The 13,809-nt window shown below is 45.4% G+C and carries 23 protein-coding genes; 11 read left to right on the forward strand and 12 right to left on the reverse strand.

Annotated elements, in window-relative coordinates; genetic code table 11:
• Positions 1 to 918: 918 nt before the first annotated feature.
• Together I6E49_RS08845 and I6E49_RS08850 are read left to right on the forward strand one after the other, a co-directional pair.
• A complete protein-coding gene (locus tag I6E49_RS08845) occupies positions 919 to 1,503 on the forward strand; it encodes a hypothetical protein (protein WP_005816332.1) in 585 nt (194 codons plus the stop codon).
• A gap of 15 nt (positions 1,504 to 1,518) precedes the next feature.
• The gene (locus I6E49_RS08850; protein WP_004319908.1) at positions 1,519 to 1,701 is read left to right on the forward strand and encodes a hypothetical protein; all 183 of its coding nucleotides are present in this window, start codon (positions 1,519 to 1,521) and stop codon (positions 1,699 to 1,701) included.
• A 264-nt stretch (positions 1,702 to 1,965) separates the two neighbouring features.
• Here I6E49_RS08850 and I6E49_RS08855 read toward each other — a convergent pair whose 3' ends face one another.
• Positions 1,966 to 2,112: a hypothetical protein gene (locus I6E49_RS08855; protein WP_007837486.1), complete on the reverse strand. Its 147-nt coding sequence runs from the start codon at positions 2,110 to 2,112 to the stop codon at positions 1,966 to 1,968.
• A 418-nt stretch (positions 2,113 to 2,530) separates the two neighbouring features.
• Here I6E49_RS08855 and I6E49_RS08860 point away from each other — a divergent pair, with 418 nt between their 5' ends.
• Positions 2,531 to 2,917 (forward strand): single-stranded DNA-binding protein, encoded by a 387-nt coding sequence (locus tag I6E49_RS08860; protein ID WP_004319910.1) that lies wholly within the window; start codon positions 2,531 to 2,533, stop codon positions 2,915 to 2,917.
• 355 nt (positions 2,918 to 3,272) lie between these two features.
• Here the strand turns inward: I6E49_RS08860 and I6E49_RS08865 are convergent, their stop codons facing one another.
• A complete protein-coding gene (locus tag I6E49_RS08865; protein ID WP_224204806.1) occupies positions 3,273 to 3,587 on the reverse strand; it encodes a hypothetical protein in 315 nt (104 codons plus the stop codon).
• Positions 3,588 to 4,469: 882 nt separating this feature from the next.
• Between I6E49_RS08865 and I6E49_RS08870 the strand changes: the two genes are divergently transcribed.
• From I6E49_RS08870 to I6E49_RS08905, 8 genes are all read left to right on the forward strand, one after another.
• Entirely contained in the window at positions 4,470 to 5,024 is a 555-nt protein-coding gene (locus I6E49_RS08870; RefSeq protein ID WP_005816324.1) for a hypothetical protein, read from the forward strand.
• Positions 5,012 to 5,263 (forward strand): hypothetical protein, encoded by a 252-nt coding sequence (locus I6E49_RS08875; RefSeq protein ID WP_007837480.1) that lies wholly within the window; start codon positions 5,012 to 5,014, stop codon positions 5,261 to 5,263. The genes I6E49_RS08870 and I6E49_RS08875 overlap by 13 nt, the downstream gene beginning before the upstream one ends.
• Positions 5,264 to 5,310: 47 nt before the next feature.
• The gene (locus tag I6E49_RS08880; protein WP_007837478.1) at positions 5,311 to 5,667 is read left to right on the forward strand and encodes a helix-turn-helix domain-containing protein; all 357 of its coding nucleotides are present in this window, start codon (positions 5,311 to 5,313) and stop codon (positions 5,665 to 5,667) included.
• Positions 5,668 to 5,720: 53 nt separating this feature from the next.
• Positions 5,721 to 6,146, forward strand: a complete 426-nt coding sequence (locus I6E49_RS08885) for a single-stranded DNA-binding protein (protein ID WP_005816321.1) — start codon at positions 5,721 to 5,723, stop codon at positions 6,144 to 6,146.
• Between the two features lie 119 nt (positions 6,147 to 6,265).
• Complete coding sequence (locus tag I6E49_RS08890; RefSeq protein WP_005816319.1) at positions 6,266 to 7,021, forward strand: ParA family protein; 756 nt, start codon at positions 6,266 to 6,268, stop codon at positions 7,019 to 7,021.
• 7 nt (positions 7,022 to 7,028) lie between these two features.
• Positions 7,029 to 7,307: a plasmid partition protein ParG gene (locus I6E49_RS08895; protein WP_005816317.1), complete on the forward strand. Its 279-nt coding sequence runs from the start codon at positions 7,029 to 7,031 to the stop codon at positions 7,305 to 7,307.
• Between the two features lie 551 nt (positions 7,308 to 7,858).
• Positions 7,859 to 8,425 carry a hypothetical protein gene (locus tag I6E49_RS08900; RefSeq protein WP_005816315.1) on the forward strand — a complete coding sequence of 189 codons (567 nt, stop codon included), beginning with the start codon at positions 7,859 to 7,861 and terminating at the stop codon, positions 8,423 to 8,425.
• 3 nt (positions 8,426 to 8,428) lie between these two features.
• On the forward strand, positions 8,429 to 8,920 hold the full coding sequence (locus tag I6E49_RS08905) for an SLOG family protein (protein ID WP_005816313.1): 492 nt from the start codon (positions 8,429 to 8,431) through the stop codon (positions 8,918 to 8,920).
• 300 nt (positions 8,921 to 9,220) lie between these two features.
• Here I6E49_RS08905 and I6E49_RS08910 read toward each other — a convergent pair whose 3' ends face one another.
• The 10 genes from I6E49_RS08910 to I6E49_RS08955 all read right to left on the reverse strand — a co-directional run bounded on the left by I6E49_RS08910 (position 9,221) and on the right by I6E49_RS08955 (position 13,698).
• A complete protein-coding gene (locus tag I6E49_RS08910) occupies positions 9,221 to 9,400 on the reverse strand; it encodes a transcriptional regulator (protein WP_005816310.1) in 180 nt (59 codons plus the stop codon).
• A gap of 24 nt (positions 9,401 to 9,424) precedes the next feature.
• Positions 9,425 to 9,661, reverse strand: a complete 237-nt coding sequence (locus I6E49_RS08915) for a hypothetical protein (RefSeq protein ID WP_005816304.1) — start codon at positions 9,659 to 9,661, stop codon at positions 9,425 to 9,427.
• Positions 9,662 to 9,670: 9 nt separating this feature from the next.
• On the reverse strand, positions 9,671 to 9,877 hold the full coding sequence (locus I6E49_RS08920) for a hypothetical protein (RefSeq protein WP_005816302.1): 207 nt from the start codon (positions 9,875 to 9,877) through the stop codon (positions 9,671 to 9,673).
• Positions 9,874 to 10,311: a DUF4186 domain-containing protein gene (locus tag I6E49_RS08925; protein ID WP_005816300.1), complete on the reverse strand. Its 438-nt coding sequence runs from the start codon at positions 10,309 to 10,311 to the stop codon at positions 9,874 to 9,876. The genes I6E49_RS08920 and I6E49_RS08925 overlap by 4 nt, the downstream gene beginning before the upstream one ends.
• Before the next feature lie 183 nt (positions 10,312 to 10,494).
• Positions 10,495 to 10,740: a hypothetical protein gene (locus tag I6E49_RS08930; RefSeq protein WP_005816298.1), complete on the reverse strand. Its 246-nt coding sequence runs from the start codon at positions 10,738 to 10,740 to the stop codon at positions 10,495 to 10,497.
• A gap of 14 nt (positions 10,741 to 10,754) precedes the next feature.
• Positions 10,755 to 11,330 (reverse strand): DUF6155 family protein, encoded by a 576-nt coding sequence (locus tag I6E49_RS08935; protein WP_007837469.1) that lies wholly within the window; start codon positions 11,328 to 11,330, stop codon positions 10,755 to 10,757.
• Positions 11,331 to 11,340: 10 nt separating this feature from the next.
• Positions 11,341 to 11,640 (reverse strand): thioredoxin, encoded by a 300-nt coding sequence (trxA, locus tag I6E49_RS08940; protein ID WP_005816294.1) that lies wholly within the window; start codon positions 11,638 to 11,640, stop codon positions 11,341 to 11,343.
• A 194-nt stretch (positions 11,641 to 11,834) separates the two neighbouring features.
• Positions 11,835 to 12,371 (reverse strand): hypothetical protein, encoded by a 537-nt coding sequence (locus tag I6E49_RS08945; protein WP_005816292.1) that lies wholly within the window; start codon positions 12,369 to 12,371, stop codon positions 11,835 to 11,837.
• Between the two features lie 3 nt (positions 12,372 to 12,374).
• Entirely contained in the window at positions 12,375 to 13,058 is a 684-nt protein-coding gene (locus I6E49_RS08950) for a DUF3800 domain-containing protein (RefSeq protein ID WP_005816290.1), read from the reverse strand.
• Between the two features lie 16 nt (positions 13,059 to 13,074).
• A complete protein-coding gene (locus I6E49_RS08955; RefSeq protein WP_005816288.1) occupies positions 13,075 to 13,698 on the reverse strand; it encodes a recombinase family protein in 624 nt (207 codons plus the stop codon).
• Positions 13,699 to 13,809: the final 111 nt, after the last annotated feature.

Here is a 13,809-nt window from a genome sequence, read left to right on the forward strand (position 1 = left end):
AAAACTCGTTGTACATCCACACAAGAACGTACAACGAGTTTTTTATTTATATTGGGAGTTTTGACACGCCCTCATTATTTATTCTTATTCAGAATGTCTATCCTTAAAAGTCAAGCTTACTTAACCTCCTCAAATATAAAGTATATTGATAATCAGTTAGTTACTGTTATCAAGATACAAATGATATGCAAATGTAAGTATAAAACCATATAGAAAAAGTACAAATGGACATTACTTTGTATGATAACATCCTTTTCTACAGATTAAGGGTTAACACAATGTTATACTACTGATATTCAGCATATTGAAGCTGTTCTTCCTTGCATTCAACAAAGAGTATTAAATTATATTAAATCCTACAGGGCAATTATGATTCGTGCAAAGATAATATTTTGCAGTCAAAGGAAGAAAGACTTCTTGAACCACTTCTATGGTTCTATACTTCTGTTTCTGACGTAAGCTGACCCGTACGGTTTTCGGGTTTTAGACGGACATATATACAGTTTACTTTAGGTTAGCATATATATAAGAGCTAACCAAGGTAAACTAAAGTGTTTTTGTCCTGTAGATACTGCACTTTGTGGACTCTTTTCTCCTTTGACTGCAAAAACCTCTTATAGCCTTATCTCCACCTATAACGTCACTTCACACTGCTGTACCATGCAGTCTGCCATGTACCACCCCATCGGGCTTTGATAAGAATTGTGTTGCAAAGGTACCTGTCATGGCGTTCATCCTGCAAGGTCGGTGCCTGTGGTTTGTCCGTGAAATCTCCACGCTCTGATTGTGGCAGAGGTAGTATTTGACGGCAAAACCTTGCATTGATGAGCCATAACACCTTTTGGGGCAACATAATTCTTTAATCAATCCCGATGGTAGTTGGTTCTACATAAGGGAAGAAAATAAAAATTTTATCTTATGGCTAACATTTGCGACACTCAGTACAAGGTGACAGGCTCACGCAAAGCCGTGGCAGACCTTTGGAACACACTCCAAGAGTTGGAGGTGAACAGTAATAATGTGTATCTGTATCTCTTGGCAGAACACTATGGCATTGACTACGAGAAGAAAGGCATCTCGGTGAGAGGACACATCTATTGGGCAGAGTATGAGGAGAACGTGGAAGACGATTATGCCCTCTTGTCCTTTGACACCGAAAGTGCTTGGTCTTCATGCGACTTGTTCTTTGAGGAGGTGAACAAGGCACTTGGCGATGAACTTTCAATCAGTTGGCGAGAGGTTGAGCCAGGTTGCGACATCTTCTATACGCACGATGAGAACGACTTCTTCCCCGAAGAGTGCTACGTCACTGCATACGGAGAACTCTTTGAGGATTGTGAGGGTGCTTACTCCACCTTTGGTGATGCTATCAAGTTGTGGTGTGAGAAGACTGGTGTCTCACAGGACGGAAGAAGCGAACAGAAGATGATTGACTTCATCAATGAATACGAGTATGAGGCAGAGGACACGAATTTCTGCATCAATCCAATCACATTCGGCTAACAAGGAGGAACGGATATGGCAACGATAGACATGGAGCAGTTGGACGGCGTTGTAGGGTGTTTCTGCACCTTGCTTTATCCCCGAAGAGGTCAGACAGAGGGAACGATTGTCGAGGACTTGGGTTGTGAGGTCATTGTCCAGCTCATCAACGGCAAGGAAGTGACGGAGTACAAGGATGATGTTGTCATCTGTGAATAATCAGGAGAGAGTCTGTTGGCTATGTGGCTTGCAGACTCTTTCTTCCTTTGACTGCAAAAACTCTTTTAGGACAATCCTCCAATGAGGTTATGGCTGTTGTAACTGAAATACCTTGGGAGCAAGTTGTGCGGTTTGCTCACTTGCTCCAGTCCTGTTATAGAAGCGATGCTTCGACACCTGTATAGCGATACGTCGCCAAAGTCCCTTCGCCGTTTTAAGCGTCTCTGTACCTTGTTATAGGAATGGTCATTTCGCCTTTTGGTTTTACTCGTCTGTCTTTTGCGACTCTTCCTTGTCGGACACAGAACTTGGTCTTAGCATGATGACAGTGCTATCGCCAATCCTCTGATGTCTGTCCTCTTTTGGCTTGATGCCTCTATTGCTAAGCTGACCCTTAGGCTTGTCGTTCATCGTGCATCAGTGTTCATGCTCCTCACTCTTCTGATGATACAGCTGTAAGGTCGGATTTCCCGCTTCGTTTCTCCAGGCATACAGCCATAGCAGTGCCCCTGTCTGTTGCATACGGATTGCCTCCTTGCTTACAACCTTTGTTCCATTGTTTGGCCCCGTCTTTTTCTGAATTGAGCTATTTGAAAGCCACTTATTTTTACCATGCAAAGGTAGCGTGATGCTGCGAAGGACTTCCTCCTTCTTGTGTGGCCGCTATCGCTGTGACCAATAAAATAGTGCGTAATCTTCCTTTTTCTCCCTTACCGCCAACGACAAAAAGAGTATTGCGAACGATTTTCATGGTGCTTCCCACATGGTGCCACATCCCTGCTTTTGAATGCATGTAAAAATTAAGTTTCACTTTTAAATTCAATTCAAAATGAAAAAGATCGAGAACAACTTCACAGTTTCAGGTTTCGTAGGTAAGGATGCAGAAATCCGTCAGTTCGCAAACGCCAGCGTAGCACGCTTCTCATTGGCAGTAGGCCGTCAGGAGAAGAACGGCGAGGAAACCAACCGCGTATCGGCTTTCATGAATATGGAGGCATGGCGCAAGAACGAGCACACCGAATCATTCGACAAGCTCACCAAGGGCACGTTGCTCACCGTCGAGGGTTTCTTCAAGCCAGAGGAGTGGACAGACAAGGATGGCGTGAAGCACTCCAGAATCATCATGGTTGCAACCAAGTTCTACGAGTGTCCCGACAAGGAGGAGACTCCTGCGGAAGAGCCGGCCAAGCCAGCAACCAAGAAAGGCAAGAAATAGCCTTTCCTCTCCATAACAAGGCGACCTTCGGGTCGCTTTTGTTTTGCTCAGGGACATCAATCTGCTGTTATAGCGTGTGATAATCTTCTCTAATAACAACCATGTGCATTTATTAACCATAACGGCAACGCCGTCTTCCTTTATTCTAACCACTTCGTCCCTCACCATTTGCGAAACGTCACCAAGATGGTTGGCATACAGATATTCCCGGCTGATGGCGACAAAGTCGCTATTAGCCAAGAAAGACAGTATGCCAAGGTCTGAACGCGAGAGGACTGCCATCTATGCCACAAGATGCCGAAGCCGAGGCTTCTGATAATTGTGTCCTTTACTGGCTATCCACTCGCCTTGATATTCAGACCGTCAATCTTGCGACAGCTTCACTACCCACCCACACCTGCTTTACTATTCTTCTTCTCTTTGACTGCAAAATATTTTCTGTTATAAGCGGTGGTTTCGTCCAAGTGCGTTGTATCGCTTCGCCCCACACCTTCAGAACGGCATTACTGTACGGACACCGCACGAATCCCATGTGACAGGCAGCCAACAATGTCACTATCAGAAACTGACACTTCTGATAACTGCCTTTATTGCTGTCTGGCTGTCCCATTATCGGGCTTCGGCAATGTCCGTGTAATGCCATTCTGCCCACCCATACCACCTTTACCACTAATCAACTGTTTTACAATTTCTCTTCTGCTATACAAGAGGCAGTTCTTGTCCACTCAGGCATATTGAATGTGGCAGACATGTCTGCTACGTCCAATCTGCCTCAGTGTCCTGCGGCAAGGACAAGGCACATTTGTCATGCTGACAGGAGTGCCCGATTTGTCCGTTGCGCAACTGTCTCTTCTTGCCTGATATACGTTACTATCTACTTCTAAATTATACTGCTTTGCCCCACGCCTTTGCGAAGCGTTACATGGTCTGTCGTCATACAGACATCCTTGGCTGATGGCAACACGTTGCTATTAGCCAAAGCTGACAGTATGCCGAAGTACCGACGCGAGAGAATTGTCTGTCCGTGCTACAAGCTATCAAGGCTGAAGCTTTGATGACTTGCATCCCGGTCAGCCAACACACTCGCTTTATGTCGGTACAGCAGACCTGCAAACACTTCACTGCCCACCCTTACTGTTTCAATCTTTCTTCTTACCTCTTTATATATAACACATCATTCCTCTTGCAGCCAATATCAATAATCTTCTTCCAATCAGCGCAGTGGTAGGCATATTTCCTGCAAAGTTAGCCGCGTCTGAGACAATCGTCAAATTCTGCTTGAGGTCTTGTGACTGTGAACAATCTTCCTTTTCCTCGGAAAAGAGTATTCTTCACACATAATTTGTCTTTATGTCTTTTCTTGCGGCTTGTGGGAGCAGAAAATATCCCTCCACAGGCTGAAAGGTCTCGAAAGGAGGGAAGAGAAAGAAACGGTTAAGCGAACGCAGAGGGAATTTATTCACTATGCTGAGCGTAAGTTTCTTCAACGTAGTTAAACAAGTCCAGCGACATGGGCGACAAACTTATTTGTATCACTAAAAATAGAAAGGCAATGAAGATTATCATCCTGCATGATGCTGACGCACGCATCGAGTATCTTGACGTAGCCGACCACCTTCTCGGCTCAGACATCGAGGAGTTCCTCACCAGACAGGGCTTCTCAGTGAACAACATCACATGGCTTGTCACATCGGCAGACCATATCCCAGTGGTTTACCACAAGTATGACATCGACTGCAAGACCGGCGAGGCAACCCACACCAAACGAGAGGCAGAACTGCAAGACCTCACTATCCACGGACAACTCCAGGCATTGCAGCACCGGGAGCAGGACGAGCTGAAAGCGGCTCTTCGCAAGTACGGCACGGAGGTGGACGGAGGCTTTGAGGTGCATTTCGAGGGAGAGCAGCCCATCGTGGCAGGTTATCTCTTTGACGAGCCTCGTGACATCGTCATAGACGCAGCACGTTTGGATGCCGACGGAAACTTGTCGCTTCTTGGAGAGGACAAGGAAGTGAGGGATGGACAATACGACATAGAGCCAAGCGACATATTTGGCGGTCAGTTGGACTATGTCACGTCGAGTATAGGTGCATGGATGAAGTAGGAGCATGTATGACCCAGTGCATCGTATATGACGAGACGACCAAGGAGAGCGAGACCTTTTGCTCATTGACCGCAGCCAAGAAGTGGATGCGAGAGCGCATCAAACAGAAGCATGAGGTAAGCGGACAGAAGTACAGAGTCTATTCCGACGGAGAGTTTGTTAATTGCGGCTCTATCAGTCTCACAGGCAGCAACAAGTCTTTTGTCGCCAATACAAGGCAGACGAAGAAAGGATATTAATAACAAGGTAACGGCAAGCCTAACCAACTTGCCACACATATATTGATATGGAAAAGCAAATATTGAGTTTTAATGACTTGCCATCAGCATTGTCATTAGTAATAAACAAGCTGGAGATTTTAGAAGAAAAGTTTTCCACACTAATGACTCAAATTCAGCCCGATAAGGGATTGGAATGGCTTAGTGTTTCCGAATTGAGTGAGTATCTCCCTACCCATCCAGTTGAACACACAATCTATTGTTGGACAAGCAATAAACAAATACCATTCCATAAGAAGGGGAAACGTATCATGTTCCTCAAATCTGAAATTGATGAGTGGATGCAAGATAACAAGAGTAGGTCACGAGCAGAAATTATGAATGAAGCAATAGCTTATGTTCAATCAACAAGAAAAGTCATTTAAATAACAAGGTAACGGCAAGTCTAACCAACTTGCCACTATAACATTTTCACATTATGATTTACACTCACACTATCGGACGCATCGGAGCAAAGGATTGCCGCGTCATCACAGGTACACACGGAACATTCATGGCTGTTGACATCGCAGTGGACGACTACAGTAAGGGCAAGCAAATCACCACTTGGGTAAGGGTGAAGAGCAGCAAGGAGAACCATATCCGTTTGGCTGAATACCTCACCAAGGGTCGTATGGTGCTTGTGGAAGGCACACTGACTTCTTCCATTTGGACAGACCGCAACGGAGAGAACCACATACAGCATAGCATCATAGCTGACTCCATCGCCTTTGTCAATGCAGGGAAGAAGGATGCAACCGACACACCTGCAACAAAGGCACGCAAGGCAGCCAAGGCAGAGGGCGAGGCTCCCGTACCGCCAGCCGATGCACCGCAGGACAAGAGCGAAGACCTTCCCTTCTGAGGGTAGTATCAACTGAGAGTAGTACGTACTAATCGTAGTAAATCCGCTTTTACTATGGTTAGTATGTACTATCAGTAGTAGAATAGTAAAGTAGTATTCACTAATAGTAGTATCATGTTATGACACAGATAATTGCAGTATTAAATCACAAGGGTGGTGTAGGGAAAAGTACGACCGCAGTAAGCCTTGCGGCAGCTCTGCAACTGAGTAAGAAGAACGTCTTGGCTATTGACATGGATGGACAAGCCAACCTCACGGAAGCCTTGGGATTGTCCATCGAGGAAGAACAGACAGTCTATGGCGCAATGTGTGGACAGTACACCTTGCCGTTGGTCAAGTTGCACAACGGCATCACCGTCTCACCCTCATGCCTTGACCTGTCTGCGGCTGAGTTAGAGCTTATCAGCGAGCCGGGACGGGAGCTTATCTTGAAGGGACTTATCACCAAAGCCATCGCCAAAGAGCATTTCGACTACATCATCATCGACTGTCCACCGTCATTGGGCTTGCTGACCTTGAATGCCCTCACCGCAGCCGACTACATCATCATCCCTGTTCAAGCGCAATACCTTGCCATGAGAGGTATGGCAAAGTTGATGGACATCATCCGCATCGTTCAGGAGCGGCTCAACTCCAACCTTAAAGTGGGCGGCATCGTCATCACCCAGTTCGATCGCCGCAAGACGTTGAACCGAAGCGTGAGGGAAATCGTCAATGACAGTTTTCACGAGAAGGTTTTCAAGACCGTCATCCGTGATAATGTGGCTTTGGCAGAAGCACCCATCAACGGCAAGACTATCTTTGAGTATAATCCCAAATCCAATGGTGCCAGTGATTATATGTCTTTGGCAAAAGAAGTGTTAAACTTAAAATAGCATAGCCATGAGCAAGAGCAGTATGTTGAAAGAGGGAATGAAAGGCGGTCTCAACGGACTCCTTTCTTCCACAAAGAAGCCGAGTAAGGAGCAGATAGTCACAGAAACTACACCAGCACCACCTGTGTCTGTTTCTGAGACTACCGAAGTGCCGGTGCATTGCAATTTCCTTATCAACAAGAGCATCCACACGAGGATGAAGTACCTCGCCATCAAGAAAGGGATGTCCTTGCGTGATATTGTCAATGAGGCAATGACAGAATACCTAAAGCGGCATGACACATGAGTGCCGCGCGGTATCATCGCCGAACAGACGATGATACCGCTATCTCTTCTATAAACAGACTTTACTATCCGTAGTATGGTAGTAAAAACTATTCGACTATTATACTATTCGTAGTCGATACTACTTTTAGAAAATACTATCCAACTCATTTTTAGGGCAATAGTTTTCTCTGCTTGTAGGACTGTCTCCATGCTGATAAAAGGCAATGTCGTTCCCTATTACAAGATTTTCTCTTTTTCCCTCATATCAACTATCGTCCTTCCCCATATACAGCTTCGCCCCACGCCATCCCGCCCGTTTCCTCTTTTACATAACAGATTTCTTTTCGCCTGCCTTGCCGCTGCGGATATTGTTTTGCAAAGGTAATGCTGGCGATTGTTCAAACACCAAATCGTCCATTGCATTTGACCGAAAAATCTTCCTCTGCGTGCAGAGCGTATTTTTCGCTCCCGATTTGGCTTTTTGATCGCCATCACTCTTGGAAAGCAAAAAATATCCCTTGGGCAGGCAGGAAAAGCCTCCGAAATAAGGGAAGAAAAAACATAAGAGCAATGGCACACAAGAATGACTATCAAATCCAAAAGCAGTTAGACAAGCCTCAGACTTGGTTCTGCAAATACTATCCCGCACGCATCCGCAATGTGGGTGAGAAGGAGATTGCCGACAGACAATTAGTGTTTGACTTCAAGGACGGAAGAGCCTACGAGGAAGTGGCGCAGCGCACCGCAGAGAATATGCTGACACTCTACGGCAAGGGTTGCGTGAACATCGTCTTCGCCCCCGTTCCAGCATCCACAAGCGAGAGCAACGAACTCCGCTACAAGGCTTTCTGCCACAGGGTGTGTGAATTGACAGGAGCGGAAAACGGCTACGAGCACGTGAGGGTATGCGGAGAGCGTAAGACCATCCACGATAACCGCAAGAACGAGGATGAAGTCCGCAAGGCGAATGTCGTTGAGTTTGATGAGCCGTTCTTCGACAACAAAATGGTGTTGGTCTTTGACGATGTGATAACCAAGGGTCTCAGCTATGCCAAGTATGCCAACCAACTCGAAAGGCTCGGGGCATGTGTTATTGGCGGTATGTTCCTCGCACGCACACATTATAAAGTAAGGTAAAGTATGACAAAGTACGACAAGGCAGTGTCCGTATGCTTCAGCGGACACCGCAGCGTACCTTTCGCCAAGCGGAGGGAGTTGAAGCAATGTCTCAAATCGGAGATAGCCAAGGCGTATGCCGACGGCTACCGGTATTTCTATTGTGGCATGGCAATGGGATTTGACCTGCTGGCGGCAGAAGCCGCCCTTTCGTTGCAATGCGAGTTGAAGGACTTGCAGGTGATAGCCGTTGTGCCGTTCCGTGGTCAGTCTGACCGGTGGAGCAAGGAAGAGCAAGCCAAGTATGATGCCATCCTGCGCATCGTGGATGACGTGGTCGTATTGAGCGAGCAATACTACAATGGCTGCCTTCTGAGGCGCAACGACTATATGGTCAACCGCAGTTCACGTCTCATAGCCTACTTCGATGGCAATCCCAAGGGCGGCACGTTCTACACCGTCAGAGAAGCCAAGAGGCAGGGATTGGACATAGTGAATCTTCATAATAGTGTATAACCCATAAAACAGAAAATGCTTATGGACGATATTGTTGCAATCATCGTTTGCTACTTCGTGTTCGGAGCTTTGGGCAATGTGCTCAGAGCTTTGTTCGGCGGAGAGAGACGAAACGACTTCCGCCGTGACCGCTAAGCGTCTTTAAACCAAGATACGCTGACAGCCATACGTCTGCACCTTACCCCAAAAAGATGCAGCGGATAATTGTGTCCGTAGGCAAGGATATTCAGATTCCTCACCTTAACATTTTGATAAAAATAAAGATACTGCTGCCTATATTTCAAGACAGCAGTATAAACCTTACTCTGCAGGTGCCCATTTGCAACGCACAGGAGAGACGATTGCACCCTCTGCTTTCAGCTGCTTCATGGCTGCATCTACCTCTTTGCGGTCGAGACCGCTGAGTTCTGCGATTTTACCTGCGTTGAGAGGCTGACCAGCCTCTTTCATTGTTGCCAATACTTTTTCTTTTGCGTCCATTGTTTTGATGATTTGATGTTTTGTTTATAATCTTGTTATTAACTCTTGTATTTTGTCTTCCCTTATAATCTTCGGTTGTGCCTTACCTGCCAGAACGAGAATTTTCTTCCCGTTTCTGTAGATGTGCAGCTGTCTGCTTCGTACCACTGCTGTCAAGGTCTCATCATCCTGCATGGCTTGCCATATAGGATAATACACACCTTCTGGTTCAAACAACTTCTTCTGAAGGTGTGAGCACATGTTGGTTGTATCTATTGTCATATCGTTACGTCATATCATTAACATGATTCTGCCAGCTTCTTTTGTGAACATTTCAGGGAAACGGCAGATTGTTGCATACACCTGCTTGCTTGTCACAGGCTGACCGTCCTTTCTCAGGTGCAGCCTATGACGATTGATGGCATCGGCAATCTGGTCGGTTGTCATGCCGCCATTTCGCTTTACCATCACATATACTATGGCTTCTTCTATCTTCATCCTTTATTCATCTGTTTTTCAATCCATGCCATCAATACGGCAACAGCATATTCCTGTTCTTCCTTGGTCAGTGCCCTGCCTGCTGAGATGTGATGCCACTTGAAGAAGCATCCCCGGCAACAACAGCCAGTGGCATGTTGAGCCAGGAAAACAGGATGCCCACGCATGGGAGTCTGCTTGCCGTCGTTCGGTATGACAGCCGGAGCAAGTCTTTTTGCCACAAAGTCCTCTGCGTGTTTTCGTATCGTCGGCAATCCCTTTTCCATTACATACTCCCTGTCTTGCTTGGACAGATGGAACCGGCTGCGAAAATCAGACTTTGCCAATCTCTCAAAGAGATTCGTCAGGTCATACTCTTTCTTATCACCAGGAACGCTTTCTTGCGGCTCTTCCTCTTGGAACAACGATGGATATATGTATTTCTGTGACATCATTATCTGTTGCTTCTGATTTCTAATGTTATATCCATATATGACCGCTTGCCGTCTATATAGTCTGCATAGAGTATTTCTTCGCTTCTGCCTTTCAGAATATGGCACTTACCGCACAGTACACAGTTGTGCAGACATCTCCATTCATTCAGAACGTAATCCAAACGTTCCTCTCGTGTAGATGATTCAATAGAGGGTGTGCTCATAATCAGTGTCTCCCACAGCGTGGTCAATCAGTGCCTGAAACTCTTCTTCCGTATAGTCTTCTTCCCAACCATACGTTACGTCCTTTATGCCCAAAGTAAACCCTAATGCCTCAGAATAGGATATGCCAATTTCAGCTGCAAGGTCTCTTGCCGCTTGAAAAATCTGCTCTTCTTTGCTTAAGGGCAGTTGTTTCGCTTTCTTATGTTTTTTCTTTGGTTTCCCCATTTGAGTATATTCGTTTAATAATCAGCGTTGATGGGCATCTTGAAATTCCTGTATTTCTTTCGGAGTTCCTCATTTTGCGCCTTCATTTCCTCATACATATCATTCAGTGCGTCAGGAAATCCCCATCCACAAGGGCTTGCCCAACGAAGGCATTGCTTGATTCGGGAATCATACTTGTCCCAAAGGTCATAAAGCACGATGTGGCGCAATGTCTTGTCGAAATTACTCTCAACAGAATCATAGAATTGCTCCCACATGTCTCCATAGTCATAAGTGAACTGACAGGCATTCTCCATATAGAACACCATCAATTCTGCGACTGAATCTTCCGAAGGCTTCAGTTTCTTGAAGTCGGACAATGCCTTGCGGCACACTGAGAAGCGTGTCTTTGGCTCTCTGTTTCTGCTCGGATAGAACTCTTCCCGTATGATGTGCTTATACTCTTCCAGCTTCTGGCCCTCATTCGGCTCTGCATAGAAGTCAAGATATTCCTTTGCCTCTTTCCGTGCAGAATAAAGTTCCAATACCATTTTTATTATTTCACTCTTGTCCATGGACATGAGGACAGACTTTAATTTAGATTTTGACATTTCTGCTCTTTTATCTTAAAAACGGGTCAATCGTTGCCAGCAACTCTGATTTCTGCATCACACCGCTCGTCCTCCACAACACTTCGCCGCGTCTGAACAGCATCAATGTGGGCACAGACTGTATGCCATACTGACTTGCAGTCACCCCATACTTGTCCACATCTACCTTGATGATGCGGATTCTGTCACCCAACACTTCCTTCACCTGCTCAAGGATGGGGTGCATCATCTTGCATGGCTGGCACCAGGTGGCGAAGAAATCGACCAAGACAAGTTGGTCACTTGATATAACGTCTTTGAATGTTTCCATTACGATTTTCTGTAAAATTATGCTATTTTCTTTCCTGTTATCTTACAATACTGCCCTGCAAATGTTAAAATCGAGAAGAATTCAATGAAAAACCTTCGTTATTTCAAAGAATATTCGTACCTTTGCAGCGCTCATCTATAGATAGAAGGAGTTTCGAGACCCGGTTGCCTTTGATGCAATTCGGGTCTTGCGTTTTATAGTGGTGTCTGCAATCTCTTTTTCATCTTCTTTTCCAAAGCCTTTAGTCCATACTCTTTGTTAAGATGGTATGCTGTCAACAGATAGAATCCGTTGCTACGTTGTTGTTCCAAGACAATAACATACTTTTCCACTTTATCATAGATGTATGTTTTCTTGACCTTACGCTTTTTGCCGTCCCTCTCTTCTATGGTAAATACATCCAGATTGTCTGGTGTCAATTCTCTCACATGGTGATTTATCCAATGAAGCCTTTGTGAACGAGCCATCTCGAATACTCGCTTTGGATAAGTCGTACCGTCTTCGTTCTCAACCATGATTTCTTCACAGGTAAGATGCTTGAACAATCTTGCCATGTCAATCTCGCCATCTGTCTTTATAGGATAGATGCGCCACCCTCTGAATGAGAATTGACAGTTATCTTCTATATCACGCTTGAATATTGCATGAAGATCATGCTCTCTTTCTCGTTCACTGAGATATGCCAGTTCCAGCAGCTCAGGGTATTTCTTGATAATATTCAAACTGCTCATTGGCTATTTCAGTGCGATAAAAAACAAATTAAACTTCTTTCTAAATTTGGGAGTTGTGGTGTTGAGACTGATATTACTGTGTTTTTTTATCTTTTCAATCAGCTTCATTTTGGCTCTCACCCTTCCTTCAACTTCTCCCTTTTCATATCTAAGGTTGTAGTTGATGGCTCCCATTAGAACATCTGCCAATTGGATGAAGACACTTTCGTGTGAACGTATAAACTGAAACCTGCCAATGGAAGAGTTGTATTCCATTATTTTTCTGAGCCTCTCCAGCTTATCGCTACTGCATGTGTCCTTGATATCCATATATATGTTATATGTATAATCCATGTCCATCTTGTGATGCAGCAATTGGTAGTACATGCGAAAGTAGAAATCATTAAACGTATAGTCTTCTCGTTTCTCGTCAATCTGACTCTTGTCAACAACCACAGCCCTAAATTCCATGTCATTCATAAAGAACCAGTCTATAAGCTCTGCATAGACTTTATACGTGGCCTCGTGGACATTTGTCCATTTCAGCTCATCACTATAGCCGTGCTTCTTCTTAATATCTTTTATGGCATCTTTTGCCATGCGGATTTGTGTGTATGCTATACTTGTACATCCCAAAAGCATGTAGGGATGACCGTCATGCACCATGTGGGTGCTTTCATCACAGTAGATGTTGAATGTCTTATTCATTGTATCTGTTTTTTGTTTATTCTTTATTCCTTTTCTTCAGCGGTCCACTATGAGGTCCACGGTTCAGCGTCACACCATGCTTGTTGAGTATGCGGAACACGGAACTTCGGCTTGTGAAGCCGCTGATGGCAAAGATGTCATCTATGCTGTGCCCCTCGTTGTACATGTTCACGATATTCTTCTCACGCTCCAGTTTCGACAGTGCCCTTTCCGACTTCTTGGGCGGCCGGATATTCTGTTGCAGATGGATGATGTGTGCCGATGCCTTGCGCAGCACGGCACACTCCTCAGAGAGTGACCCGAACATACGGATGACCTGTGAGGGCTTGGTGTCGGGGAAAAGTTCGTCAAACGTATCGATGCGGTCTTGGATGGAGATGATGCGAACCACCTTCACACGGCAGTATTCTATGAATGTAGCCAGTTCACGGGTGCCACGCAGTGCGTTACTGAACCTCGACACCACCAGCTCGTCGCCGCGCTCCAGACTCGATATGAGCTGCTTCCACATCGGGCGCAGCCTCTCGTGTTCGGACAGTTCCTCTATCACCTGAACACAGCCGTATTGCTGCATCCAAGCCTTGTCTTCTGCATACTCTTCGCCATTGGTGGCGATAAAGATGTAACCTACTTTTGCCATACTGTTGTACGCTATTAAATGAAATCAAGTGCAAAGGTACACTATTTTTCCGAGAAACAATCATACTTGAACAAAAAATCATACTTAAACACGATAATTTGCCATTTTCTT

It is taken from the genome of Leyella stercorea (assembly GCF_021531655.1).